The sequence below is a fragment of the Halocynthiibacter sp. genome, from assembly GCF_049608145.1.
Taxonomy (GTDB): domain Bacteria; phylum Pseudomonadota; class Alphaproteobacteria; order Rhodobacterales; family Rhodobacteraceae; genus Halocynthiibacter.
Map to the genome: position 1 here is coordinate 20,836 of NZ_JBMYXF010000027.1, position 21,121 is coordinate 41,956.

At 52.2% G+C, this 21,121-nt stretch carries 20 protein-coding genes, 2 tRNA genes and 1 pseudogene; 14 read left to right on the top strand and 9 right to left on the bottom strand.

Features of this window, described 5'->3' with window-relative positions; translation table 11 throughout:
• Positions 1–198 precede the first annotated feature (198 nt).
• From ACPGUT_RS09675 to ACPGUT_RS09685, 3 genes and pseudogenes are all read left to right on the top strand, one after another.
• Complete coding sequence (locus ACPGUT_RS09675; RefSeq protein WP_423990834.1) at positions 199–2,682, top strand: ATP-dependent helicase; 2,484 nt, start codon at positions 199–201, stop codon at positions 2,680–2,682.
• Between the two features lie 157 nt (positions 2,683–2,839).
• Positions 2,840–3,970, top strand: a pseudogene (locus ACPGUT_RS09680) (YfjI family protein).
• 208 nt (positions 3,971–4,178) lie between these two features.
• The gene (locus ACPGUT_RS09685) at positions 4,179–4,631 is read left to right on the top strand and encodes a hypothetical protein (protein WP_423990798.1); all 453 of its coding nucleotides are present in this window, start codon (positions 4,179–4,181) and stop codon (positions 4,629–4,631) included.
• Here the strand turns inward: ACPGUT_RS09685 and ACPGUT_RS09690 are convergent.
• The 3 genes from ACPGUT_RS09690 to ACPGUT_RS09700 are packed head-to-tail and all read right to left on the bottom strand — an operon-like array spanning position 4,621 to position 7,738.
• Positions 4,621–5,769, bottom strand: a complete 1,149-nt coding sequence (locus ACPGUT_RS09690; RefSeq protein WP_423990800.1) for a T6SS phospholipase effector Tle1-like catalytic domain-containing protein — start codon at positions 5,767–5,769, stop codon at positions 4,621–4,623. The genes ACPGUT_RS09685 and ACPGUT_RS09690 overlap by 11 nt on opposite strands.
• Before the next feature lies 1 nt (position 5,770).
• Positions 5,771–6,400, bottom strand: coding sequence for a hypothetical protein (locus ACPGUT_RS09695; protein WP_423990802.1), 630 nt, complete (start codon positions 6,398–6,400; stop codon positions 5,771–5,773).
• Between the two features lie 3 nt (positions 6,401–6,403).
• On the bottom strand, positions 6,404–7,738 hold the full coding sequence (locus ACPGUT_RS09700; protein ID WP_423990804.1) for a DUF4123 domain-containing protein: 1,335 nt from the start codon (positions 7,736–7,738) through the stop codon (positions 6,404–6,406).
• Between the two features lie 702 nt (positions 7,739–8,440).
• On the opposite strand from ACPGUT_RS09700, the gene ACPGUT_RS09705 reads away from it, so the two are divergent.
• Positions 8,441–8,611 (top strand): hypothetical protein, encoded by a 171-nt coding sequence (locus ACPGUT_RS09705; protein ID WP_423990806.1) that lies wholly within the window; start codon positions 8,441–8,443, stop codon positions 8,609–8,611.
• Positions 8,612–8,673: 62 nt separating this feature from the next.
• Positions 8,674–8,943, top strand: a complete 270-nt coding sequence (locus tag ACPGUT_RS09710; RefSeq protein ID WP_423990808.1) for a hypothetical protein — start codon at positions 8,674–8,676, stop codon at positions 8,941–8,943.
• Between the two features lie 104 nt (positions 8,944–9,047).
• On the opposite strand, the gene ACPGUT_RS09715 is transcribed toward ACPGUT_RS09710, so the two are convergent.
• Both ACPGUT_RS09715 and ACPGUT_RS09720 read right to left on the bottom strand, forming a co-directional pair.
• A tRNA-Leu gene (locus ACPGUT_RS09715) sits at positions 9,048–9,134 on the bottom strand.
• A gap of 153 nt (positions 9,135–9,287) precedes the next feature.
• Positions 9,288–9,364, bottom strand: a tRNA-His gene (locus ACPGUT_RS09720).
• 155 nt (positions 9,365–9,519) lie between these two features.
• On the opposite strand from ACPGUT_RS09720, the gene ACPGUT_RS09725 reads away from it, so the two are divergent.
• Entirely contained in the window at positions 9,520–9,708 is a 189-nt protein-coding gene (locus tag ACPGUT_RS09725) for a DUF6324 family protein (protein WP_423990810.1), read from the top strand.
• Between the two features lie 123 nt (positions 9,709–9,831).
• Here the strand turns inward: ACPGUT_RS09725 and ACPGUT_RS09730 are convergent, their stop codons facing one another.
• Complete coding sequence (locus tag ACPGUT_RS09730) at positions 9,832–10,272, bottom strand: tellurite resistance TerB family protein (RefSeq protein ID WP_423990812.1); 441 nt, start codon at positions 10,270–10,272, stop codon at positions 9,832–9,834.
• 429 nt (positions 10,273–10,701) lie between these two features.
• Between ACPGUT_RS09730 and ACPGUT_RS09735 the strand changes: the two genes are divergently transcribed.
• Positions 10,702–12,351 carry a lysine--tRNA ligase gene (locus ACPGUT_RS09735; RefSeq protein WP_423990814.1) on the top strand — a complete coding sequence of 550 codons (1,650 nt, stop codon included), beginning with the start codon at positions 10,702–10,704 and terminating at the stop codon, positions 12,349–12,351.
• 53 nt (positions 12,352–12,404) lie between these two features.
• Here ACPGUT_RS09735 and ACPGUT_RS09740 read toward each other — a convergent pair whose 3' ends face one another.
• The gene (locus tag ACPGUT_RS09740) at positions 12,405–13,043 is read right to left on the bottom strand and encodes a 2-hydroxychromene-2-carboxylate isomerase (RefSeq protein WP_423990816.1); all 639 of its coding nucleotides are present in this window, start codon (positions 13,041–13,043) and stop codon (positions 12,405–12,407) included.
• Positions 13,044–13,204: 161 nt separating this feature from the next.
• Between ACPGUT_RS09740 and ACPGUT_RS09745 the strand changes: the two genes are divergently transcribed.
• Positions 13,205–15,493 (top strand): glycosyl hydrolase family 28-related protein, encoded by a 2,289-nt coding sequence (locus ACPGUT_RS09745; protein ID WP_423990818.1) that lies wholly within the window; start codon positions 13,205–13,207, stop codon positions 15,491–15,493.
• A 157-nt stretch (positions 15,494–15,650) separates the two neighbouring features.
• On the top strand, positions 15,651–15,995 hold the full coding sequence (locus ACPGUT_RS09750; RefSeq protein WP_423990820.1) for an antibiotic biosynthesis monooxygenase family protein: 345 nt from the start codon (positions 15,651–15,653) through the stop codon (positions 15,993–15,995).
• A gap of 15 nt (positions 15,996–16,010) precedes the next feature.
• Here the strand turns inward: ACPGUT_RS09750 and ACPGUT_RS09755 are convergent, their stop codons facing one another.
• Positions 16,011–16,397, bottom strand: coding sequence for a hypothetical protein (locus ACPGUT_RS09755; RefSeq protein WP_423990822.1), 387 nt, complete (start codon positions 16,395–16,397; stop codon positions 16,011–16,013).
• A gap of 139 nt (positions 16,398–16,536) precedes the next feature.
• Between ACPGUT_RS09755 and ACPGUT_RS09760 the strand changes: the two genes are divergently transcribed.
• The 5 genes from ACPGUT_RS09760 (at position 16,537) to ACPGUT_RS09780 (ending at position 20,009) form a co-directional block, all read left to right on the top strand.
• Positions 16,537–16,965, top strand: coding sequence for a zf-TFIIB domain-containing protein (locus ACPGUT_RS09760; RefSeq protein WP_423990823.1), 429 nt, complete (start codon positions 16,537–16,539; stop codon positions 16,963–16,965).
• Positions 16,966–17,136: 171 nt separating this feature from the next.
• Complete coding sequence (gene ribB / locus ACPGUT_RS09765) at positions 17,137–18,255, top strand: 3,4-dihydroxy-2-butanone-4-phosphate synthase (protein WP_423990825.1); 1,119 nt, start codon at positions 17,137–17,139, stop codon at positions 18,253–18,255.
• 2 nt (positions 18,256–18,257) lie between these two features.
• The gene (locus ACPGUT_RS09770) at positions 18,258–18,812 is read left to right on the top strand and encodes a 6,7-dimethyl-8-ribityllumazine synthase (RefSeq protein WP_423990827.1); all 555 of its coding nucleotides are present in this window, start codon (positions 18,258–18,260) and stop codon (positions 18,810–18,812) included.
• The gene (gene nusB / locus ACPGUT_RS09775; protein ID WP_423990829.1) at positions 18,809–19,312 is read left to right on the top strand and encodes a transcription antitermination factor NusB; all 504 of its coding nucleotides are present in this window, start codon (positions 18,809–18,811) and stop codon (positions 19,310–19,312) included. The genes ACPGUT_RS09770 and nusB overlap by 4 nt, the downstream gene beginning before the upstream one ends.
• A gap of 397 nt (positions 19,313–19,709) precedes the next feature.
• Entirely contained in the window at positions 19,710–20,009 is a 300-nt protein-coding gene (locus tag ACPGUT_RS09780; RefSeq protein WP_423990831.1) for a hypothetical protein, read from the top strand.
• Here the strand turns inward: ACPGUT_RS09780 and ACPGUT_RS09785 are convergent.
• Positions 20,006–20,782 (bottom strand): class I SAM-dependent methyltransferase, encoded by a 777-nt coding sequence (locus tag ACPGUT_RS09785; RefSeq protein ID WP_423990833.1) that lies wholly within the window; start codon positions 20,780–20,782, stop codon positions 20,006–20,008. The two genes, ACPGUT_RS09780 and ACPGUT_RS09785, sit on opposite strands and share 4 nt — an antisense overlap.
• Between the last annotated feature and the right edge of the window lie 339 nt (positions 20,783–21,121).

Genomic DNA, 21,121 nt, shown 5'->3' on the forward strand with positions numbered 1-21,121 from the left:
GACAGGGCAAGCTTTGCAAATGCTGCGCTGCAGCACAAGAGACTCACCCCGCTTTGTGAGGTTTCTGTAACATTTTGTTCGTGATCTGGCCTCGCATTGCGACAGGATGACATAAAAAAGCGAACCCGTGCATTTTCTTGCGGAACAATCTGCGAACACTTCTTTTCAAGACGCAGATATATGTCTAAGTTCCGGCGTATGAGTGATTTCGACGAATTCGACGCCTTTGAGGCCGCCGCCGCGCCAGATGCCGCACCTGTTTCTTTAAGTCAGCAGGCCATGGCAGCACGCCCCATGCCCTATCTGGATGAATTGAACCCGGCACAGCGCGAAGCTGTGGAGCGCTTGGATGGTCCTGTTTTGATGCTCGCGGGCGCAGGCACGGGGAAAACCAAGGCTCTGACCGCGCGTATTGCACATCTGATTAACACAGGCTGTGCACGCCCTGACGAAATTCTTGCCGTGACCTTTACCAATAAGGCTGCGCGAGAGATGCGCGATCGCGTTGGGGGGTATCTGGGCCATGGTGGCGATGCAATGCGTTGGATGGGCACTTTCCACGCAATCTGTGTGAAATTGCTGCGCCGTCATGCGGAACTGGTGGGGCTGAAAACGAATTTTTCAATCCTTGACATGGACGATGTCAAACGCCTGCTGCGCCAGCTAATCGAAGCGGCAGGGATAGATCGTAAACGCTGGCCAGAACGCGAACTGGCGAATATCATTGACGCCTGGAAAAATCGCGCTTGGACGCCGGAAACACTGCCAACAGGTGAGGCCGCTGCATTTAATGGTATGGGCCCGGCGCTGTATGAACAATATCAGCGCCGTCTACGCGAATTGAATGCCTGCGACTTCGGCGACCTGCTGATGCATATGGTGACGATTTTTCAGAAACACGATGATGTGCTGGCGCAATATCACCGCTGGTTTCGTTATGTTTTGGTGGACGAATATCAGGATACAAACGTTGCGCAATATCTTTGGCTGCGGCTGTTGGCGCAGGGGCATAAGAATATCTGTTGCGTCGGGGATGATGACCAGTCGATCTATGGATGGCGCGGGGCCGAGGTGGGCAACATCCTGAAGTTTGAAAAGGATTTTCCCGGTGCCCATGTGGTGCGGCTGGAACAGAATTACCGTTCAACCCCGCATATTCTGGCGGCAGCGTCCGCAGTGATTGCAGGCAATGAAAACCGTCTGGGCAAGGAACTTTGGACCGAACGCCAGGATGGAGAAAAAGTACGCCTGATTGGCCATTGGGATGGAGACGAGGAAGCCCGCTGGATCGGTGAAGAAATTGAATCTGTTCAGCGTGGTACCCGTGGTATGGCCCCGCGCAGTTTAGAAGACATGGCCATTCTTGTGCGGGCGTCACATCAGATGCGTGCCTTTGAAGATCGTTTTCTTTCAATTGGTTTGCCCTACCGCGTGATCGGCGGCCCACGCTTTTACGAGCGTATGGAAATCCGTGATGCCATGGCCTATTTCCGCGTTGTTACCCAGCCCGAAGATGACCTGGCGTTTGAACGTATTGTGAATGTGCCCAAGCGGGGGGTCGGTGACAAAGCGCTGCAGAATATCCAGATTTGTGCCCGCGCAAATGGCGTGCCTTTGCTGGATGCAACGCGTATTTTGCTGCGCGACGGGGAAATTAAAGGCAAAGCCAAAGGCGAACTCACAAAACTGGTTGAAAGTTTTGATCGCTGGCGTGATCTGACCCGCATCGGGCGTGTATCTCAGCAGATTGATGATCAGGATGATGATCTGTTCGAGGATTTCTCAGAACCTGACACTACGCCACAGATCAGCCATATACAGTTGGCTGAAATGATTATGGATGAATCCGGCTACACCGCCATGTGGCAGAAAGACAAAACCCCCGAAGCCCCGGGGCGTCTGGAAAACCTGAAAGAACTTGTGAAAGCACTTGAAAATTTCGACAACCTTCAGGGGTTTTTAGAACATGTCTCGCTGATTATGGAAAATGACAGCTCTGAGTCGGAAGAAAAGCTGACAATCATGACCCTACACGGGGCAAAGGGCCTTGAATTTCCCGTGGTCTTTTTGCCCGGTTGGGAAGAAGGTCTGTTCCCTAGCCAAAGATCCATGGATGAAAGCGGAGTTAAGGGACTCGAAGAAGAGCGCCGTCTGGCCTATGTCGGAATCACGCGCGCGGAAGAGCTATGTTACATAAGTTTTGCCCAAAATCGTCGTGTTTATGGGCAATGGCAAAGCCAGCTTGCAGGACGTTTCATTGACGAAATGCCGCCTGAGCATGTCGAAGTTCTGTCTTCCCCGGCACTGGGTGGGGCTACCGGTTACGCCAGCAATTACAATGACGATTTTGGCAACAGCGGCACCGTCAGTGCGATGCAGGACCGTGCGATGAATGCGGATGGCTGGGACACGCCTGGCTTTAAACGCATGCAGGCGCGACAATCATCTGGTCCACGTACCGCCGTGACGCCCAAGCGTAAGCGCAGCAATCTTATGGTGGATGGTGATGCCCAAGAACTGTTCCGCCCCGGAGACCGTATTTTTCAGACAAAGTTCGGATATGGCACTGTTATGGAAGCAACGGGTGACACACTGGATGTGGAATTCGACAAAGCTGGTTCCAAAAAAGTAAAAGCCGGTTTCGTCGTTGCCGCCGAGCGCGCCAGTGATGTCCCGTTCTGAAGGCTTGCACTAAAGCTGGATTGTTTCATAGCCGGTCACTGAAATACAGAAAATGGTGCGGGCGAAATGTACCGCACCGTTTTTCCGCCTAATTCCGAGTAGTTCCGGGGCGGTTCGCCACATGTGTATGCCCCGGCCTCTTTGTTCTGCCTGACCATTGCCCGTTCAGGGGAGCGCAAAAAGCGGGTGTGATAAATTGCTTATGGCGGGATTGCGTGAACATGAAAGCCAGCAGTCGCAGGACTTCACCGAACAAGCGGCAAAGGCAAGTGCTGCAATCCGTATGTGGGAAGCCAAGGAAAGCCGCTTAATCAGGAATGCCAGCGGGAACGGCCCCAAAGCGATAGAAGCCGCCGCCGATTTGGATGCACTGCCCCGTTGTCCCGAAATGCCGCTATCCCCAAACCGCACAGCAACAGACCCGACTTTTGAGGGATTGGCAAAGCTGTATGAGAACGGCCACCCCGCGCTGGGCCTGTTTACGGATGAAGGCGGGGCCTTCTTTGGTGGTCACGCCATGAACAGCGACAACCGCTTGAAAACCTGCGCTGGCCTGTCTGGCTTGTGGGATGGCAGCCCGATCAATCGCACGCGGGCGGGTGATGGTGCATCGACACTGTGGGGGCGGCGTTTGGCGTCTCACATGATGGCGCAGCCTATTATTGCCGTGCGGCCCTTGCTGGCTGACCCCGTGGCGAGCGGCCAAGGGTTTCTGGCGCGGTTTCTGATTACTGAGCCGCTCAGCAATATCGGGTATCGCACCCGCAAGGGATACAATCTCGCCAGCGATGCCGCCCTTTCCCGGTTCGCTGCAAAGCTGGCTGACCTCTTGGCGGTGGATATGCCACTGAAGGAAGGCACCCGAAACCAGCTTGAGCCCACCCGCTTGATGCTTTCCGCTGAAGCAAAAGCATTGTTGTAGCGATATTATGTGGCCGCAGAAGCCGCACAGCGCCCCGGTGGCGATCTGTGCAATGTCACCCCCTACGCCAGCAAGAGCGCCGAACAAGCCGCCCGCATCGCGGCTGTGCTGACATTGTGGGCGCATCCCGGTGCCGTGACCGTGAACGCCGAAGTCATGACCGACGCAATCACGCTTGCACAATTCCACCTGTCGGAAGCGGTCCGCCTGGCTGATGGTGCCGTAATCAGTGAGAAATCAGAACAGGCCGAAATTTTGCGCTGTTGGTTGGTGGACAGTTGGAAGGATGCCGAAATAATCCCCGGCGATGTTCGCGATATGGTCCCGCGTCACTCAGAGAGACAGCCATGGCGATTGAGGTATTGAAGGAACTTGAAAAGCACGGATGGGTTGCCACATTGCCGCCCGGTCAGGTGGTGAAGGGAAGCGCCCGAAAATTGGCGTTTCGCATCATTAAGGGGGAGGCATGTTAATGTTGGGGGCTGTTATTCCTGCCATTCTGTTATTAAGTTTTATTATCAATGGGTTAAGTGCAAAATAGCAGGAATAGCAGGAATAGCAGGGAGTGGCACTCATGTGGTTTGATGTGCAGGCGGCTTATAAGGAAGTTACAGGGCAGGAATTGCCAACCTCACGACCTGAAACCAGCAAGTCGCAGGCAGTCGGAATTAGGCCAGCAACACCGCCAACAATCAAAACCCAGTCAACAATCCTAGCCCCCGATCTGGCGGGCCTCAGTTATCGGGAACAAGCAATCTGCAATCTGGTGGCCAAAGGAAACCGCAGGTGGACCAACGGCGACACAGTTACCCACGCCTTGATAGATCGGCTGATAGAACGCGGGCGGGTTATTCAAGGCAAGGGGGGGGCGGTTAAGGCTAACGGATGTGCATTGATGGTAAGAGCGAAATGGTCCCAATGCCCCCGATTAAAAGCTGGGGTGGGACCGGATAGGGGAGCACAACACACGCATTCACAAATCAGAGAATTTGAGAAATGGAATCAGGTAAATGCATTTATAGCGTGAATTCATCCCGCATCGCGTCACCTTCAGCTTGCATTCCTGGGCTATCCTTGATGGAAAAATGCGCGTATTTTCGGCGTATATCACCATTAGATCTTCCACCTAACCGTTCCCCGGATAACATGGAATCATACAAGTGTTGCAAGTCTTCGGGAAATACATGCGGGTTCGAGTTGAAAGGGACGGCTGTCGGGCTATCGACCGCCAACTTATGCATGACTGCCAACGCAACAAAGGACAGTCCAGGTTCAGCCTTCCAGCGATACATGCCTGGTGTAATCATTTCGTCCATTATGAAATTTGCTTGCTGTAACTGCTCGTCATCAGATAGCCAATCACGCTTAATCAAGGCCTCAACCACCGGATTATTGATACCGACATGCCCTGACGTATCTGTTGGTCCGTAGCCCCCACCTATATCTGAATGGGCACCCACCATGCGGATGCGCTGACCAACCCGTGCGAGTGTCAGAGGGAAATTCTCACGGAATTCACTGTCTGCGGTAATATGTACGATATGCTCGGCCGTGGCGGCGGAAGTGGAAATATCAATAACCTCAGCCTCGTTTCCGGGAATTCCGGTTGAGCCAACCGTATCAAAGATGCCAAGGAATTTCACCTTTGTGGGTCCAAACTGATTTCCAAATGCCTCACCATTATTAACGAGGTTTGCGAAATAACGCGCTGCGGCTGCACCACGGGAAAACCCAAAAACATCAAATTCAATTGCGGCCTGCAACTCGCCGTCCGAAGTTGACTTGAGTACCCCCTCAATCTCTTCAATTGCTTCCAGAGTTCGTTGATACACCCCCGTTTTCCCAAGGCCCAGAGCCATCCCGCGCGTATATGTGCCCGTTTTGTCCGTGCCAATGCCCATTACATACACATGTGCATGTGTGACGTTACATCCATTCATGACCTCAGTAGTTTCTTTGTATGCTTGTTCAAGGAAATCGATATTTGTATGCCACCCATCAAATCCGGGCGTCCCGACCAAAAAACGATTGTTTCCTGTACCATCAAAGAACACCCCCATGCGAATACGTTTGCAGGCAACCATTGTGGTATTAATACTACGGCGATCATCAGTTTCTGCGGCTTGGGTGATTTCAGCGCCAGTTGGCTGTGATGTTCCATCCATATCAGTTTTCTCCTGCGGCGCATGTTGTCGAGATATCCCTATAAGCTTCAGTGCGCTCTGATGTTAGCCCGTGCCATTTATCCCAGTCATAATCCGTAAATTCGGTAAAGTTTTCAGGGAGATTTGGGAGCATGGGGGCGCAATTCTGATAGAGGATGATTGGGACGCGCATTTCTGGGGTGGATTCCAAATTATGTGTCCGCAAAAGAACCTCTTGAGGCGTGCGCACGATCAGTTCTCCATTCCGCCCGATTTCGACCGTTACGGTGACGTGGTCCCGCGCAGGCGTGAAGGCAGACAGGTCATCAATGGATATCCGAACAGTATCAGAATAGGCCTTACCAGTGGTCACTTCCATCCATTCCAGTCGCAACTCCATGTCATTGTTCCAATTGTTTTCATAGGCTGCTGACATAGAGGTGTTGCGGCCACGGAAGTCTGCCTTCAAAAATGGAAACCCATTCAGCCAGACATTCGTTACAAAGGGAAACGGCCCCACACCTTCAAGCCTTTGGCCTCCGATATGCAGCCCCATTGCACTGGGCCTGTTCAGAAAGTGCCGGAATTTGTAACCCGTTATTGCGGTGACAATGAGTGCAAGAATGAACAGAGAGACAAGTATTTTTCGCATAAATTAAGCTTTCATCATCACCGATTTGATTTCATCAAACATTGTTTCAACGGGCTGCTTTGTGCTGAGTATTGCGTGAACCATTCCATCAGCATATTGGGTCTCAAAATCAGGCCCAAAAATCAAATCCCAAGACACCAACATAGTTAGATGGTCCCGGCGATCAAACCCCATTTCAGAGAACCTCTTACAGGAACTCAGTGCAACTTCCGAGGCTTCTCCGGGTTGATAGGACGTGTACTTTTCGATTTTCTCAACGGCTTGTCGTGCAATTTCGATTTGGTTTTTACGCTTTTGAGCCGCAGAGATAGTATTTAGGGAATTTGCATCGAGCAGCATCCGCATGTCGCTCGCTGGCAATGCGTGAAGCGCTGGATTGGAGGCAACAGAGACTGAATAGCATTTCGATGTAAGAATAACACTATGAACAATGTATGTGCCAAAAAGATAGGCGAGGTACCCGGGAGGCTTTCCATTTGGTTCGCAAACTATGCCCTGAAACAAAGTGGCATCCCAGAACTTAAAATAATACCATTTTCCTTGAGCGTCCTGAATGCGGGTGAACTTGCGGAAGTGTTTGCGTAATTCATCAAATTCAGCCCTTGAGCGCCCATAGATCCCAAGCTCTTTTTCCCACAGCCCATTGACACCATCCGGCCCGGTGAACAGGCTTTTTGTAAAACTGTTATCTTCCGACAGTTCCACCAAATACGGGCAATGTTCTTTAAATTCTTCGGCAGCGCTACCTTGAAACAGTGATTCAAAACGAAGCCCTGAACTCTCTATCAAGCCAGTTAGCAGGTAAGGCATTTTAGCCGCATCCAAAATGGCATAGGTCCGCATGGATGGAACGCTTCCAGTACCGCCATGTTGCGCGATTTCTTCTGCTGTTGGCTCGAGTTGACCGAATAGTGGTTCCTTAAGAGCGTCCGGTACAGTTCTTGTGGGATGTACTCCAAACTGTAAGTCTAGTGGTTCCACGCTTTCAATCTTTGTGACACGAAGATAGGTTTCGGGCGATGGCCCTTCACCCTCGCCCCCAACAGAAGAAAATGGGCCTAACTCAACACGATGTTGCGCGTGAACGGCCTTTGCCAGCTTCATGACGCCAGCGTTATGCCCATACTGCGATAGCCAGATGTTGATTGTGTGGACGTCCTCAGTCCAAAGGAGATGTAGACCCAATCCCGAAATATGCACCCGCAATGCAGATTCAAAGCCCTCGCGTGTATCTGACCACACGGCGGCGTAACATTCTTGGCCGGGCATGGTGTCGTCAGAAATATCGGCAGTGTTGGATATGTGGCACTTGCCTACCCACGCAATAAATCCACTCATACAACACTCACAAAACAATATTCACCGGAATATACCGGGCCAATACGGAGCATAGTTTTAGGAAACACACTGATTCTGCAAGTGTTGGGAAAGCAAGCAATATCGAGCGCAACTTTTTACCTTCAAATTGACGGTGTAGTAAATTCATTACCCCCGCTGGTCCTGATGCAGTGCGTTTAGAGTTTCACATACCCCCCCCGTGTCGCCTCTGCATGTTGTTGAATGTTAAGGTTTAAGTTGCCTTGCAGACAGGCTAGTCAGCCCAAAATCCTTACCTATAGGTGAAACCATGCAAGCTTCCCGTCTGTTATCAAATGTTATGGTCCAAGAGTGCGCCTAGGGAGTTTTCGGACCAGTACGCGCGGACGCGCGAGGCGCGAAATCCCTGCAATATATAATTTATGGAACAGTATCGTGCGCGAGGCTGGCCCCGATTTATCCGTAGTCATAATGGAGGCCGAAAAGGTCGTCATTGGTCAGCAGATGCTTAGCCCCTCACAGGGGCAAGGCATTGCCATGACGGAAACACCTACGCTCAGCGCCTTGAGTGTTATTCAAGCGAACATTTAATTTTTTCTGCAATTAGAAACTCGAGGCTTTGATTGAGAACCTCAACAAAAGTAACCGCAACTACAGTCTAGCATAAGAACAACACTGCGTAACCGAAAATGCGTAACTTATACCGTTTTCGCGCCATGTAGTATGCCATGGGATACCAATGCGCTTGCCGTGGTGTCCGAGGCGCTTAACAACATACCAATCAAAGACCCGCATTTGTCACAGTTGCGATCTGCCGTGGTGGGTATCTCTGGCGCTATGTGCGTTGCCACCGGGGAAGTGATTGCCGGGGCTTATAGGGAGGTGACACTGTGAAAGATATTTCACCAAATACCGCCCAGAGCGCAGGGCAAGCCATGTAGGCGCTTATTCAGGCTATGAATGCGCTTGCCGCTGATGCTGGCTGCCACGGCTGGCAAATGCAGGCTTTCGCTTGTGAGGGCCACAATGGGAACATCCTAAGCCCCACCACAGAAACCGACCTGATACGGATCGAGGCTTGCCGGGAAATCCTGCCCGATGTGGATGGGCGCGGGTGTGTTGAATACGAAATCAAGGAACTAGCTTCGGTGTTTATCGGTGAAGGTGGCGAACTACATGTGATTGATCGGGCCAGCGCCCAGCGCGGTGAGGAATCACCCCTATAACGGTCCTTACCGGGTATCAACGGTTTTATGTAGGACTAATTGTCGGGCTGAAAAGAGCGCAAATCGCGTAAATTACTGAAATTATGTTGTATTTTCCTGAAAATTGGTGCGGGCGGTGGGACTCGAACCCACACGGGCACAAGGCCCAACAGATTTTAAGTCTGGTATGTCTACCATTCCATCACGCCCGCGCCGGACGGAGCCACTGGCCCTGATCGGGACAATAATTTCTTTTTCACTGGGGGCAAGCAGATAACGCGCGAAAAAAGAGATTTTCGACGAAGTGTAAACAGAAATCAGGATTTGATTGATATCAATGTCAACGGAATTTTAGATGAAAGAAGTGGTACCACCTCTTGGTCTCGAACCAAGGACCTCCTGATCCACAATCAGGCGCTCTAACCAACTGAGCTAAGGCGGCACTGGGGGTGATTTAGCTGAGAGGGAAAGGGATTGCAAGGGGCGGAAATCGGAAAAATCTCTCTTTTCCAAACCTTTTTTTGCTGTGGCGTTGACTTGCTATTTGGGGGGGAGATCGCTACCTCACTTGCAACGTCATACAGGAGAGACTTTCAGATGGGTATCAACAGTCCAAGCGATATTTCAGCGAACCTACAGATTGGTCCGACGTCTGAAGGCATGGTCCGCATCTATATTGAAGGTGACGGAATTGAGTTGCCTATGGATTTTGAACCGGAAGAAGCCCGCGAGATCGCAGAAGAAATTCTGGCTGCGGCTGCGGCGATCGAACAGGGTCAGAAATAAGTTTCTTCTGGTTCGTCGAAAAATATAGTCCGGGCCCGCGGTGAATAAGGCCCGGAAATTTGTGTCAGGTTGGACTTCGACGATACAGCTGGGCGCTGTGGTGCGACCAGAATACCTGATCGCTTAGTCCATATCTGTCGCAACAACCATATGACGGGCACGTGCGCCGCGTTCAATGGCTGCGCCGTGCAAGCGATCAATGTTCAGCTCGTAGCGAATTTCAGCCAGCATGCGCAATTCGCCTTCTTTGAGGCGACCATCAGATGCGGCAACATCACAGGCCAGTGCGTAAGCCGTTTCAAACAGGGCTTCGGGCAGCGCGTCTTTGACCAATCCGAAAAGTGCATCCAGCCCATCTTCTTCTGAAAATAAATCCAGCACGGTCTGGCTGACTGTGCGCAGGCGGTCTGCATCGTAGTTGGCGAAGATCGGCAGGTGGTTGACGATACGTTCAATAGTCAGAAGTTCGGGGGTGCCGATGTTTTCGTCCGAGGCGCTCTCGGCAAACATGATCGCAACAAGTGCGTCCTGGGCGGTAAAGGAGTGTGGGATCTGCTCAGACATCGGGCGTCCTTATATAACTGTCATGTGCCTGAGGCTCAGCATAGAGATACAGCGCCAGAGGTTCAACTGCTGCGCCGTGTATTAAGAACGGAAACACAGGCGTCGCTTAATCCATCATGGCAGGGCGTATGTGTTTGCTGGGGCCGGGTTCTGGATGGCTTCCTTGAAACCGGTGTGCTGCAACCTCAACGGGGGGCAGGGCTAATTATCTGCATGGGGGTATTTCTCTGCCGCACGAGACGGTCTGGCTGCGGGAGAGGACGTACAGAAAGCTTTAGGTTGGATCGTGGAAAAGGTTCGCAAAAACACGGCGCAATAAGTGCTGTTTCTTGACTTACGCTGCAGTTGCAACATAGAGAGGCCAAGCGGGTGGCACTGGGTCACCGCTTGATGATGTGCCCTGATAGACAGGGCCGGATGGAGAACAAGATGTCTGAACTGCGCGACACCGCGATGCAAAGCAAAGCCTGGCCCTTTGAAGAAGCCCGCCGGGTGCTTAAACGCTTTGCCAAGGGTGCGCCGGAAAAGGGCTATGCGTTGTTCGAAACCGGCTATGGCCCATCCGGCTTGCCGCACATCGGAACCTTCGGTGAAGTTGCCCGTACCACTATGATCAAGAACGCTTTTGAGGTGATTTCTGACATCCCAACAAAGCTGATCTGTTTTTCGGATGATTTGGACGGGATGCGCAAAGTGCCATCCAACGTGCCAAACCCGGAAGCTTTGGAAGAATATTTGCAGCGCCCGTTGACGTCTGTGCCGGATCCATTTGGCACGCATGACAGCTTTGGCGATCATAACAACGCGATGCTGTGTCGTTTCCTTGATACCTTTGGCTTTGAGTATGAGTTCTATTCCGCCAAAGAGTTCTATAAATCCGGTCAGTTCGACGAAGTTCTCAAGCGCGCCGTTGATAAATATGACGATGTGATGGCAGTGATGTTGAAGTCCCTACGTGAAGAACGCCGTCAGACCTATTCTATTTTCCTGCCGCTCCACCCGGAAACCGGTCGCGTGATGTATGTGCCGATGAAAAAGGTCTGTGCAGAAACTTATACGATCACCTTTGACGATGAAGACGGCAAAGAATGGACCCTGCCTGTGACCGGCGGCAACGTGAAGCTGCAATGGAAACCAGACTTTGGCGCGCGTTGGGCGGCTTTGGGCGTTGATTTTGAGATGTATGGCAAGGATCACAGCACCAACACGCCGATCTATGACAGCATTTGTCGCACATTGGGCCATCGCGCACCGGATCACTTCACCTATGAATTGTTCCTGGATGCGAATGGTCAGAAGATCTCCAAGACCTCTGGCAACGGAATTTCCATTGATGAATGGCTGACCTATGCCAGCGCGCAAAGCCTGTCATATTTTATGTATCTCAAGCCAAAAACCGCGAAACGGATGCATTTTGATGTGATCCCTAAAGCGGTAGATGAATATCATCAGCAACTGCGCGCCTTCCATACGCAAGATCTAAAAGCGCAGATGAACAATCCGGTTTGGCATATCCATAATGGTGATGTGCCGCAGTCCAATATGGTTGTACCCTTTGCTATGCTGCTAAACCTTGCAGCGGTGGCTGGCGCAGAAGAAAAAGACCAGCTTTGGGGCTTTATCCAGCGTTATGCGCCTGAGGCGTCTGCAAAAACCCACCCGGACCTGGATCAGGCTGCTGGCTTTGCCGTCCGTTATTACAATGATTTCGTAAAGCCGGAACGTGTGTTCCGCGCCCCATCTGATCAGGAGCGAGCAGCACTGGAAGATCTGATTAAGGCGTTGGGCGATGGCGAGGCTGCGCTTGCTATGATTGCAAAGAAAAACGCTGACATGGGCAATGACGATCCGCTGCCTGAGGTGGATTTTTCCAGTGATGAGTTCCTGCAGTCGATCGTTTTTGCTATTGGCAAGAACCATGGATTTGATCCGTTACGTGACTGGTTCAAAACGTTGTACGAAGTGCTGCTGGGCGCAAGCCAGGGCCCACGTTTTGGTGGCTTTATGGCCTTGTACGGTGTTGAGGAAAGCATCCAGCTGATCCGTGATGGCCTGGATGGCAAACTGCTGTCTGAGTAATCAGAGAAAAATCAAATTTGAAGGGCGCGTCTGAAATTCAGATGCGTCCTTTTTTATTGGGGTGAGGGGCGGAATGGGTGCTGCAAAGCCCACTCTACCATTTCCAGGTGATCCTGTCCGTAAAACATATCCCCATCCACCACATATGTGGGTGATCCAAAAACAGAACGATGTATTGCTTCGTCCGTACAGGCTGTGAATTGCGTCTGAATTTCCGGGCTAAGGGCTGCGTCAAACAGCGGTTCTGGGTCTAGGTTGGCAGCTTTACAGGCCTGGGCTAGGTCATCGTGCCCGTTGATATTGCCATCGTCCCGCCAGTGCATGCCCAGAATTTCACGCGATAGCCCATCAACATTCAGCCCCTGCGCTTGCGCTGCCAGAACCATACCAGAGGCCAACGCTTGGGGCTCATCATGCCATTGGGGGCGCGTGTGAATACAGGGCTGATCCCGATATTCGGCCCAGCGATCAATTTCACGACCGAAGAAATATTTCATACGCGCGTCCGAGATGTTCAGATAGGTGCCGCCATTGGCTGCTGTGATAACGGGAATAAAATCAAAAGGTTTATGGATAATTTTACGGCCTGAAATCTGTGCAATTTCCTCTAGGCGGCGTGCGCCGATCCAGGCAAAAGCCGAATGGATAGAGTAGAAATATTCGATTGCGGGGGGATTTTTAGAAATGGCCATAGTGTAAGGTTTGCATGTGTTCCTGTTCAGGGCAAGGGGCTGCGCGCGGTGGTCTCAGGGCGCATTAAGTGCTTGTTGGTACCTCTTTTCGCGTCAGGGGCGCGGACCTTCGGAGCATTTCCGGGATCGCGACCCTTCACGCAATGCGAAAGGGGTTTGCGATGAACAAAGTAATTACAGACGGGCTGGTCCTGATGCCACCGCAGTTTCAGGGGGGGCTGGATGTCTGGTCTTCCGGCGACGGAACACCGGGATCGGACACATATGACACAAGCCCGACCGCGGCCTTTGTACCGGCGGATGCAGATTTTGGGGGCTGTCTGGAGGTGCTGAAACTGACGGGCACTCAAAAGATCAGATATATGGGGGAAACCCCAATTTTGCCGGGTTGTTACATTCAGGTGAAAACACGCGTGAAAGTGGTCAGTGGTGCGTTGCCATCTGTTCGGATCGCTGGCTGGGCGGGTAAAACCGGTGGTGTCCATGTGGCGGGCCTGACCGAGATCGGCAATTCTGTAACGATCACCGGACATGGTGACATCTTTGAAGTCAGCGCGATTATCGGCACTGGCACGCGGGGCGGGGTAGACATGCCCTGGGGGCGTGAACCATTGTATGGTCATTTTGGTCTAGATATCACAGGGCCCAACGGCGCGATTATCCGCATTGATGACATTCAGATTGATGACGTCAGCAATGTCTTTACAGGCAAGCTTTTGGATAGTGTGGATGTTGTGGATTACGGTGCAATTGGGGATGGCACCACCGATAATATGGCGGCTTTTGAGGCGGCTGATGCTGCTGCGAACGGACGCAAGGTGATTATCCCCGAGGGCAGCTACTTTCTATCGGATCACGTGACTTTTGAAAACAGAACCCAGTTTACGGGTACAGTTGTCATGCCCGCAGATAAGCGCCTGACCCTGACCAAAGATTACGATCTCCCCGCGTATATTGATGCCTTCGGAGATGAGCTGGAAGCATTCAAGCGTGCACTTGCAGTTCTGTTTAATTTCTCTGACCATGAATCTTTGGATCTTGGCGGGCGACAGATTACTTTGACAGAACCTATCGATGTGCAGGCTGCCGTCGGAAATAAAACCACCTATAAATCCAGACGCGTTATTCGCAATGGCATGTTGGATTGTGTCGCGTCAACGGATTGGGATGATGACGTTGTGACATCGGTTGCGACTTATTCCAACCCGGACAACATGCGCCTGACCAATGTTGCAAATGTTGCCGCGATCCCGATTGGTGCGCGTGTGACGGGTAATGGCGTTGGACGTGAAGTTTACGTGCGTGATGTGAACGTCCCCTCGCAGGAGGTAACATTGTCACAACCCCTGTTTGATGCCCAAGGCACACAGAGTTACACATTCACCCGTCATAAATATGCGCTGGATTTCAGTGGTTTCACCAATCTTAGCCGCATGGTTTTGTCTGATGTGGAATTCCTGTTGTCTGGTCGGGCGAATGGGGTGATGCTGGCAACTGGTGGTATTGTTTTCCATGTGCGTGACTGTTTCTTTACGCAACCAAAAGACAAAGGGCTGACGTCGCCTGGGCGCGGCTGCCAAGGCATGCTGATTGACCGCTGTCAGTTCTTTTCTGCCGAAGGCAACCTGCCAGCCCATACGCGATCGTCCATTGCGTTTAATTCCAACGCCAATGACAATAAGATCCGTGACAACCGATCCACCCGGTTTGCGCATTTCGGGATTGTCAGTGGCGCAGGGCATTTGTTCATCGGCAATCACTGGTTCCAAGGGGATGACTTTTCCGACAGTCTGCGATTGCCCGGGGTTATCGTCGCTTCGAGCAACTGCAAATCCACCTTTGTTGGCAATTATGTGGACAACAGTTTCATCGAGTGGAGCAACGAATACGACAGTGAACCAAATTTTGGATCTGAAAGTTCATTCGGTGGCCTGTCGATTACAGGGAATATTTTCACTGCCAATGACACTGCAAACTGGTTCAACTGGATTGTTGTCAAACCCTATGGCAGCGGCCATTTCATCAACGGGCTGAATGTGTCGGGCAACGTGTTCAAAAGCCTGAACGGTGATGTGGATCAGGCGGATAATGTGGATGACAGTTATGCGGGGCTTGATTACAGCCGCATGCGCAATATCCGGTGGGAAGGCAATACTTATACTGCTGTGGTGAAAAAAACGCATAACCCTGCAATCGTCAAGCACACACAGGCATCGGACAGTTCGGTCTGGTCCGTCGATTTTGCGCCGCATCTGCCCTTCTCGGGCCGGGCGCGCACGGTAACGGCAGTCACATCAGAAGGTGCGATCAACGCAGGCAGTGGTCAGGCCACAGATATGCCCTATGCAACACCGGAAAAAGGGTCGGACAAAGACCAGGTACAGATCACCTGGGCACAACCCTGTCGCGGGGATATCCATGTTACCGCACGGATGGACAATCCTAACTAAATCACGAAGGTCTGGCATGCGACTATCTGGTCGCATGTCTCGGCGGGGAGCAGACACAAAGGGCGCCTTCGGGTGTCCTTTGCTATATGGGCTGTCCGAAGGAAATGTTGAACCCCAGCGGGCGCTGTGCCACTGTTATGGAACAGAGGAGGTGCCTATGTCAGCAACAACACAAGCCAGCGTAACCATCAACACCACCGGAAGTCAGGATGTGCAGACTGTCATTACGACATTTGAATGTTCGCCAGCCACATGTCAGGATTTATTTGAATCCCTCGAAGATGCCTATGGGCAGTTTATTTCAAAACAACCGGGCTTTATTGGGGCTGGCCTGCACGTGAACGACGCCCAGACCCGTATCGCGAACTATAGCCAATGGCAAAAACGCGAAGATTTCCAGGCCATGCTGCGGACCCCGGAAATGCGAAAACGCAACCGCGCTATGGCGGAGCTGTTCAAAGGATTTGAACCGGTCATGTATGATGTTGGGGCTGTGTTCTGAACATTTCTCTGATGATTACCCCGCCGGATATTGTCGCTGACACCCTCTGACTTCACGGGCCACTTCAGCCCTGAGAGCGGGTAGATCTGCACGGGCGCGATCCAGTTTGCGTTGCTCCGCAGATATATCAATCGCCACAGGGGTTTCTATTGTGTGGTAATTGACTTCGTCGCAGCGAAAGGGTTCCTCATTTTCATTCAGGCACTCTTTTGCCACAGTGTATGGCACAGACTGGGAGTGGACTGCATAGCCGCGGCGAATATTGCTTTCCAGAAACTGAATGTCTTTCTGGGTTTGGTACAAATCGCGGTGTGCGAAGCTGACGCATTGTTCATAGGGCGTCGCGCATCCTGCCATCAGCGCGAAAAATATGCAGGTTGAAGCGGGTTTCAGGTTGTTCATCAATGGGCCTCATTCGTGGTGCCTAGACTGTGCTTTCTGGTGGGTTGTTATGCAATAACAGGCTGGTTTTATCCGGCCTCGACTTGAAAATCGCTCGCCCAGCCCACAAATTTGTCTGATCAAAACGGAGAGAAAAAACATGCAATGTCCAGTGGATGGGGCCCTTCTGGTCATCACGGAACGTCAAGGGGTGGAGATTGATTATTGCCCGCAATGTCGTGGTGTTTGGCTGGACCGGGGTGAGCTGGATAAAGTCATTGATCGCGCCGCGTTCGAAGCCGGGCCCGTTCCGGAATTGCAAAACCCGGATCCGATTGTGCCAACGCCACCGGTGAAGTCTGCAACACCTGAGAAAGCCGTGCGCGATGAAACAGATCGCCGGGAGGTCAAGAAAACAACCCGGGAAGATGATGACTATCGCGACAGGGATGATGATCGTTGTGATGATGGCAGGTATGACCGACGCAGTGATCGGGACGATGGGAAGCGCGGGAAAAAGCATAAAGGTTATCGGAAAAAAAAGAAAAACCGGGTTGCGGATTTCCTTGAGGACATTTTTGATTTCTGACTTGGTGTAATCGGCTGATCCTCTCGAAAACTGCGTCGTTTCGTTACGGCGCCGAGGGTTGTCAGCCTCTTCTGCGGCTGCATATCCCCTTTCCCTTTGCTCCCATTAGGTGTATCCGAAGGCGTCCCGCGCGCTGCCTCTGTCCGGCGGCGCATCACGAAAGAAGCTGCCATGACCACATCCTCCCTGAGTGAGGCTGAAATCGCTGCCGCGATTAGCCCGATTTCCGAGATCATCGAAGACGCCCGTCAGGGCCGTATGTTTATCCTTGTCGACCATGAGGATCGTGAAAACGAAGGCGACTTGGTGATTGCCTCTGAATTTGCTGATGCGGCAGCGATCAATTTCATGGCCACCCATGGGCGGGGGTTGATCTGCCTGCCAATGACCGAAGACCGCGTTGATACGCTGGCGTTGCCTATGATGGCTGTCAACAATTCCTCACGTCATGAAACCGCCTTCACCGTGTCAATTGAGGCCCGCGAAGGCGTATCCACCGGGATTTCCGCAGCGGATCGGGCTCTGACTGTGGCGGCGGCGATCAACCCGGAAATGACTTCTGCCGATATTGCGACCCCGGGCCATGTGTTCCCGCTGCGTGCGCGCAATGGCGGGGTTTTGGTGCGGGCTGGCCACACAGAAGCGGCTGTAGATGTCTCGCGTCTGGCGGGGCTCAACCCATCTGGTGTGATCTGCGAGATCATGAATGAAGACGGTACGATGGCGCGTATGCCTGATCTCGTGCCCTATGCTGCAAAACACAACCTGAAAATCGGCACGATTTCGGATCTGATTGCTTGGCGTCAACGTCATGATAACCTTGTTGATGAAACCGACAGCCGTACCGTTACCTCTGAACATGGTGGCGAATGGCAGATGCGTATTTTCACGGATCAGCTGACGGGCACCGAACATGTCGCCCTGATCAAAGGGGACATCACCACAGACGCCCCGGTTCTGACCCGCGCCCATGCGATCAACCCTGTGGAAGATGTCCTGGCTATTGGAACTGGGGGTTCTGACAAGCTTGGCGCCGCGATGGAAATTATTGCACAGGAAGGCCGTGGTCTTGTGGTTCTCTTCCGTGAGCCACGCCCGAAGTTGATGCTTGGTGAAGATGATGATGCCCCGCGTACGATCAAACAAACTGGTATCGGTGCACAGATCATGTCTAAACTGGGTCTGCACAGGTTGGAACTGCTGACAAATTCACCTGACACAACCTATCTGGGCCTGGATGCCTATGATCTGGAAATCACAGGTACCCGCCCAATCTCTGAGGAGGCTTAATCATGGCTGGCCCATCCCATTACATCATGCCCCGCGCAGAGTTCGACAAACCGGTGAAACTCCTGATCGTGGTTTCGCCTTATTACAAAGACATTGCAGATAATATGGTTGCTGGTGCCGTCGCAGAAATAGAAGCGTCTGGTGGCACGTATGAGCTGATCGAAGTGCCCGGCGCGCTGGAAATTCCTACGGCTATTTCGATCGCAGAACGTCAGGCGAATTTCGATGGCTATGTGGCGCTGGGCTGTGTTGTACGCGGCGAAACCACACATTACGAAACCGTCTGTAATGACTCATCTCGGGCTATTCAGATGCTGGGGCTTCAGGGCGCTTGCATTGGCAATGGCATCCTGACCGTGGAAAATAGGCCCCAAGCTGAAGTGCGTGCTGACCCCAATGATCAAAATAAAGGCGGTGGCGCTGCCGCTGCGGCCTTGCATTTGATCGCGCTTTCGCGCAAATGGGGCGCTCAGACCAAAGGCATCGGTTTTAAACCAGCCTCGGAAGAATTCCGCGTTGCGTCTGGCAGCACAGACAATGGACCCGCAAAAGCATGACCGATACGCCTTCTGAAACCCCGGAAAAGAAACCTGAGCCATCAGGAAATCAGCTGCGCAAAATGCGTTCTGCTTCGCGTTTTTTCGCGGTGCAAGCATTGTATCAGATGGAAGTGTCTGACCAGAACGTTGAATCTGTACGCCGTGAATTTGAAGAACACCGTTTTGGTGAAGATTTCGGTGAATATGATATGGCGGAAGGTGACACAGGTCTGTTTCGCAAATTGATCGCGGATGCGGTTGATAACCAGGCGCAGGTCGACCAGTTGACTGACCGCGCACTGGTGGAAAAATGGCCATTGGGTCGGATCGACACAACATTGCGTGCGTTGTTTCGTGCGGCTGCAGCGGAACTTGTGTTCGGTAAAGCCCCGCCAAAGGTTGTGATCACCGAATTTGTAGACGTTGCAAAAGCCTTCCATCCGGATGGTCGCGAACCCAAATTTGTCAATGCGGTGCTTGATCATATGGCCCGCGAAGTCAAACCAGAAGCCTTCTAAAGCCAATTAAAAACAGCGCTTTTCGGGCGCTGTTTTCGTTTTGCTTAATTGTCAGCTTAAAATTGACGTCACAGGCTTCATCTTGCCACAAATACTCCGGGGGAATCCCGCAGGGATGGGGGCTGGCCCCCTTCATTCAGCAGCCTAGGCTTCCATCTGTCACTCTTGATGCCCTTTCGGCTTCTTTGCCAATCACCTAGCTGTCTCACCGGGATCTTCACCCGTCACCACTTTCTCCGTATAAGCGACGTCGCCACTTTGAACAGAAAGGTTTCTGGGGGCACCAACAGTGTCAACCGGACTGGACTGGAGCGGCAATCTGGCAAACGCTGCGACTATCTGCCTGATGGTTTCCTAGTGTAGCGCTGTCATAATATTCGAATAATAGGAGAGTGAAATGCCCCCTCTGATCCGCCTTTATATTTTTAACGTGTTGGTTGGTTTCGCGCTGTCAGCGGCCTTCGTTGCAGCGCTTCTGTGGTTTAACGTGGCGAACCTGTGGCATCTGATTTCAAGCTCAGACATGGGCATTATTGCGGTGACAATGCTGTTTGTTTTCAACGGCATCGTGTTTGCCGGGGTCCAGGCCGCAATTGCGATCATGCGTCTGGGGGATGCGGATGTGCCTCCGTCGGGCGGCAAGAGACAACGCCTTTTCCGTGACCCGGCGCCTGTGAGAGTTGTTGCGAAACACTAAGCCGGTTTTTTCGCCCGCAGATGTGTCGGGCATAACCCGCCAAGACGTGCGGCCTCCGCCAGATGGCGGCGGATTTGCAGCCACTCCTGCATAATTTCTTCACCGATTTCGGTAACCAGATCATCGTAAAGTTCGTCTTCTACTTTCTTCACTTCCTGCGCTGCTAGATCGGCATACCAAGCGTTCCGATCCTGGGTCTGTATCGACTGAAATCCGCAATCGCGCAAAAGATCCGCAGTCTGCCTGGCGGTTGCCATGCGGAAATCTAGATATCCACGGGCATTAAAGTCAGCCATCACCTGTGCAGGACTGTCACCTTCGCCCATCAACCAGTCACTGGCGGCAAAGGTGCCACCAGGTTTCAGAACGCGCAAAATTTCGGTAAACATTGCGCCTTTATCTGGCACATGGATTAGGCTGTCTTTGGAAAACACCACGTCAAAAGACGCATCATTGAATGGCAGGGGGCCTGGATTGGTCAGAACCAAAGTGATTTGATCTGCGTGATCAGACGCTTGTCGTGTTGCTTCTGCATGTGGCAAAAGCTGTGCTTCAATATCGGTGCCGATCACTTGTGCCCCAACCCCCGCCAAAACCGCAGCAGGTCCTCCGGTGCCAAAGCCGATATCCAGCAGATCTTTTCCACTAAGATCTAATCCCTCGACAATGCGCAGCACCTCTTCCGCCCCTCCTGGCGATAGAAACCCACGCCCCCAGACCGCCTGCAACCGTGTTATGAAATGATCTGGATACTGAATGCCCGTGCCTGCCATGATAAATCCTCCCTGCGGGCAGGTTGACTGTGTCAGTACACGAAAGCAAGAGAAAGTGGCGGGCCCGCAAACGCAGCCGTTTGGGTGTTTTAATTCCCGAGGACCTGTATGTACAGGTGGGCGCCAGGTAAGTGGACCAGGGTCCGCACAGAGCCAGCTCCCTCGAAAATGCTTAAGGCCACTGGAATTGAACCCATCAACGAGAAGGGCAGAACCCGCCGTGGATCAATATAGGGTGTGAGGTGTGGGGTAACAAGGGTTGACGGAATTTGAATGCAATTCATTTTTCACCGGAAAACCGGAAAACCGGAAAACCGGAAAACCGGAAAACCGGAAAAC

What these genes read in the sequence shown, in the direction of transcription:
- ACPGUT_RS09705 (WP_423990806.1), top strand. Translation starts at nt 8,441, where the DNA reads ATGCCATGGGATACCAATGCGCTTGCCGTGGTGTCCGAGGCGCTTAAC.
- ACPGUT_RS09750 (WP_423990820.1), top strand. Translation starts at nt 15,651, where the DNA reads ATGTCAGCAACAACACAAGCCAGCGTAACCATCAACACCACCGGAAGT.
- nusB (WP_423990829.1), top strand. Translation starts at nt 18,809, where the DNA reads ATGACCGATACGCCTTCTGAAACCCCGGAAAAGAAACCTGAGCCATCA.
- ribB (WP_423990825.1), top strand. Translation starts at nt 17,137, where the DNA reads ATGACCACATCCTCCCTGAGTGAGGCTGAAATCGCTGCCGCGATTAGC.
- ACPGUT_RS09745 (WP_423990818.1), top strand. Translation starts at nt 13,205, where the DNA reads ATGAACAAAGTAATTACAGACGGGCTGGTCCTGATGCCACCGCAGTTT.
- ACPGUT_RS09675 (WP_423990834.1), top strand. Translation starts at nt 199, where the DNA reads ATGAGTGATTTCGACGAATTCGACGCCTTTGAGGCCGCCGCCGCGCCA.
- ACPGUT_RS09740 (WP_423990816.1), bottom strand. Translation starts at nt 13,043, where the DNA reads ATGGCCATTTCTAAAAATCCCCCCGCAATCGAATATTTCTACTCTATC.
- ACPGUT_RS09755 (WP_423990822.1), bottom strand. Translation starts at nt 16,397, where the DNA reads ATGAACAACCTGAAACCCGCTTCAACCTGCATATTTTTCGCGCTGATG.
- ACPGUT_RS09710 (WP_423990808.1), top strand. Translation starts at nt 8,674, where the DNA reads ATGAATGCGCTTGCCGCTGATGCTGGCTGCCACGGCTGGCAAATGCAG.
- ACPGUT_RS09685 (WP_423990798.1), top strand. Translation starts at nt 4,179, where the DNA reads ATGTGGTTTGATGTGCAGGCGGCTTATAAGGAAGTTACAGGGCAGGAA.
- ACPGUT_RS09690 (WP_423990800.1), bottom strand. Translation starts at nt 5,769, where the DNA reads ATGGATGGAACATCACAGCCAACTGGCGCTGAAATCACCCAAGCCGCA.
- ACPGUT_RS09760 (WP_423990823.1), top strand. Translation starts at nt 16,537, where the DNA reads ATGCAATGTCCAGTGGATGGGGCCCTTCTGGTCATCACGGAACGTCAA.
- ACPGUT_RS09695 (WP_423990802.1), bottom strand. Translation starts at nt 6,400, where the DNA reads ATGCGAAAAATACTTGTCTCTCTGTTCATTCTTGCACTCATTGTCACC.
- ACPGUT_RS09730 (WP_423990812.1), bottom strand. Translation starts at nt 10,272, where the DNA reads ATGTCTGAGCAGATCCCACACTCCTTTACCGCCCAGGACGCACTTGTT.
- ACPGUT_RS09735 (WP_423990814.1), top strand. Translation starts at nt 10,702, where the DNA reads ATGTCTGAACTGCGCGACACCGCGATGCAAAGCAAAGCCTGGCCCTTT.
- ACPGUT_RS09785 (WP_423990833.1), bottom strand. Translation starts at nt 20,782, where the DNA reads ATGGCAGGCACGGGCATTCAGTATCCAGATCATTTCATAACACGGTTG.
- ACPGUT_RS09700 (WP_423990804.1), bottom strand. Translation starts at nt 7,738, where the DNA reads ATGAGTGGATTTATTGCGTGGGTAGGCAAGTGCCACATATCCAACACT.
- ACPGUT_RS09725 (WP_423990810.1), top strand. Translation starts at nt 9,520, where the DNA reads ATGGGTATCAACAGTCCAAGCGATATTTCAGCGAACCTACAGATTGGT.
- ACPGUT_RS09770 (WP_423990827.1), top strand. Translation starts at nt 18,258, where the DNA reads ATGGCTGGCCCATCCCATTACATCATGCCCCGCGCAGAGTTCGACAAA.
- ACPGUT_RS09780 (WP_423990831.1), top strand. Translation starts at nt 19,710, where the DNA reads ATGCCCCCTCTGATCCGCCTTTATATTTTTAACGTGTTGGTTGGTTTC.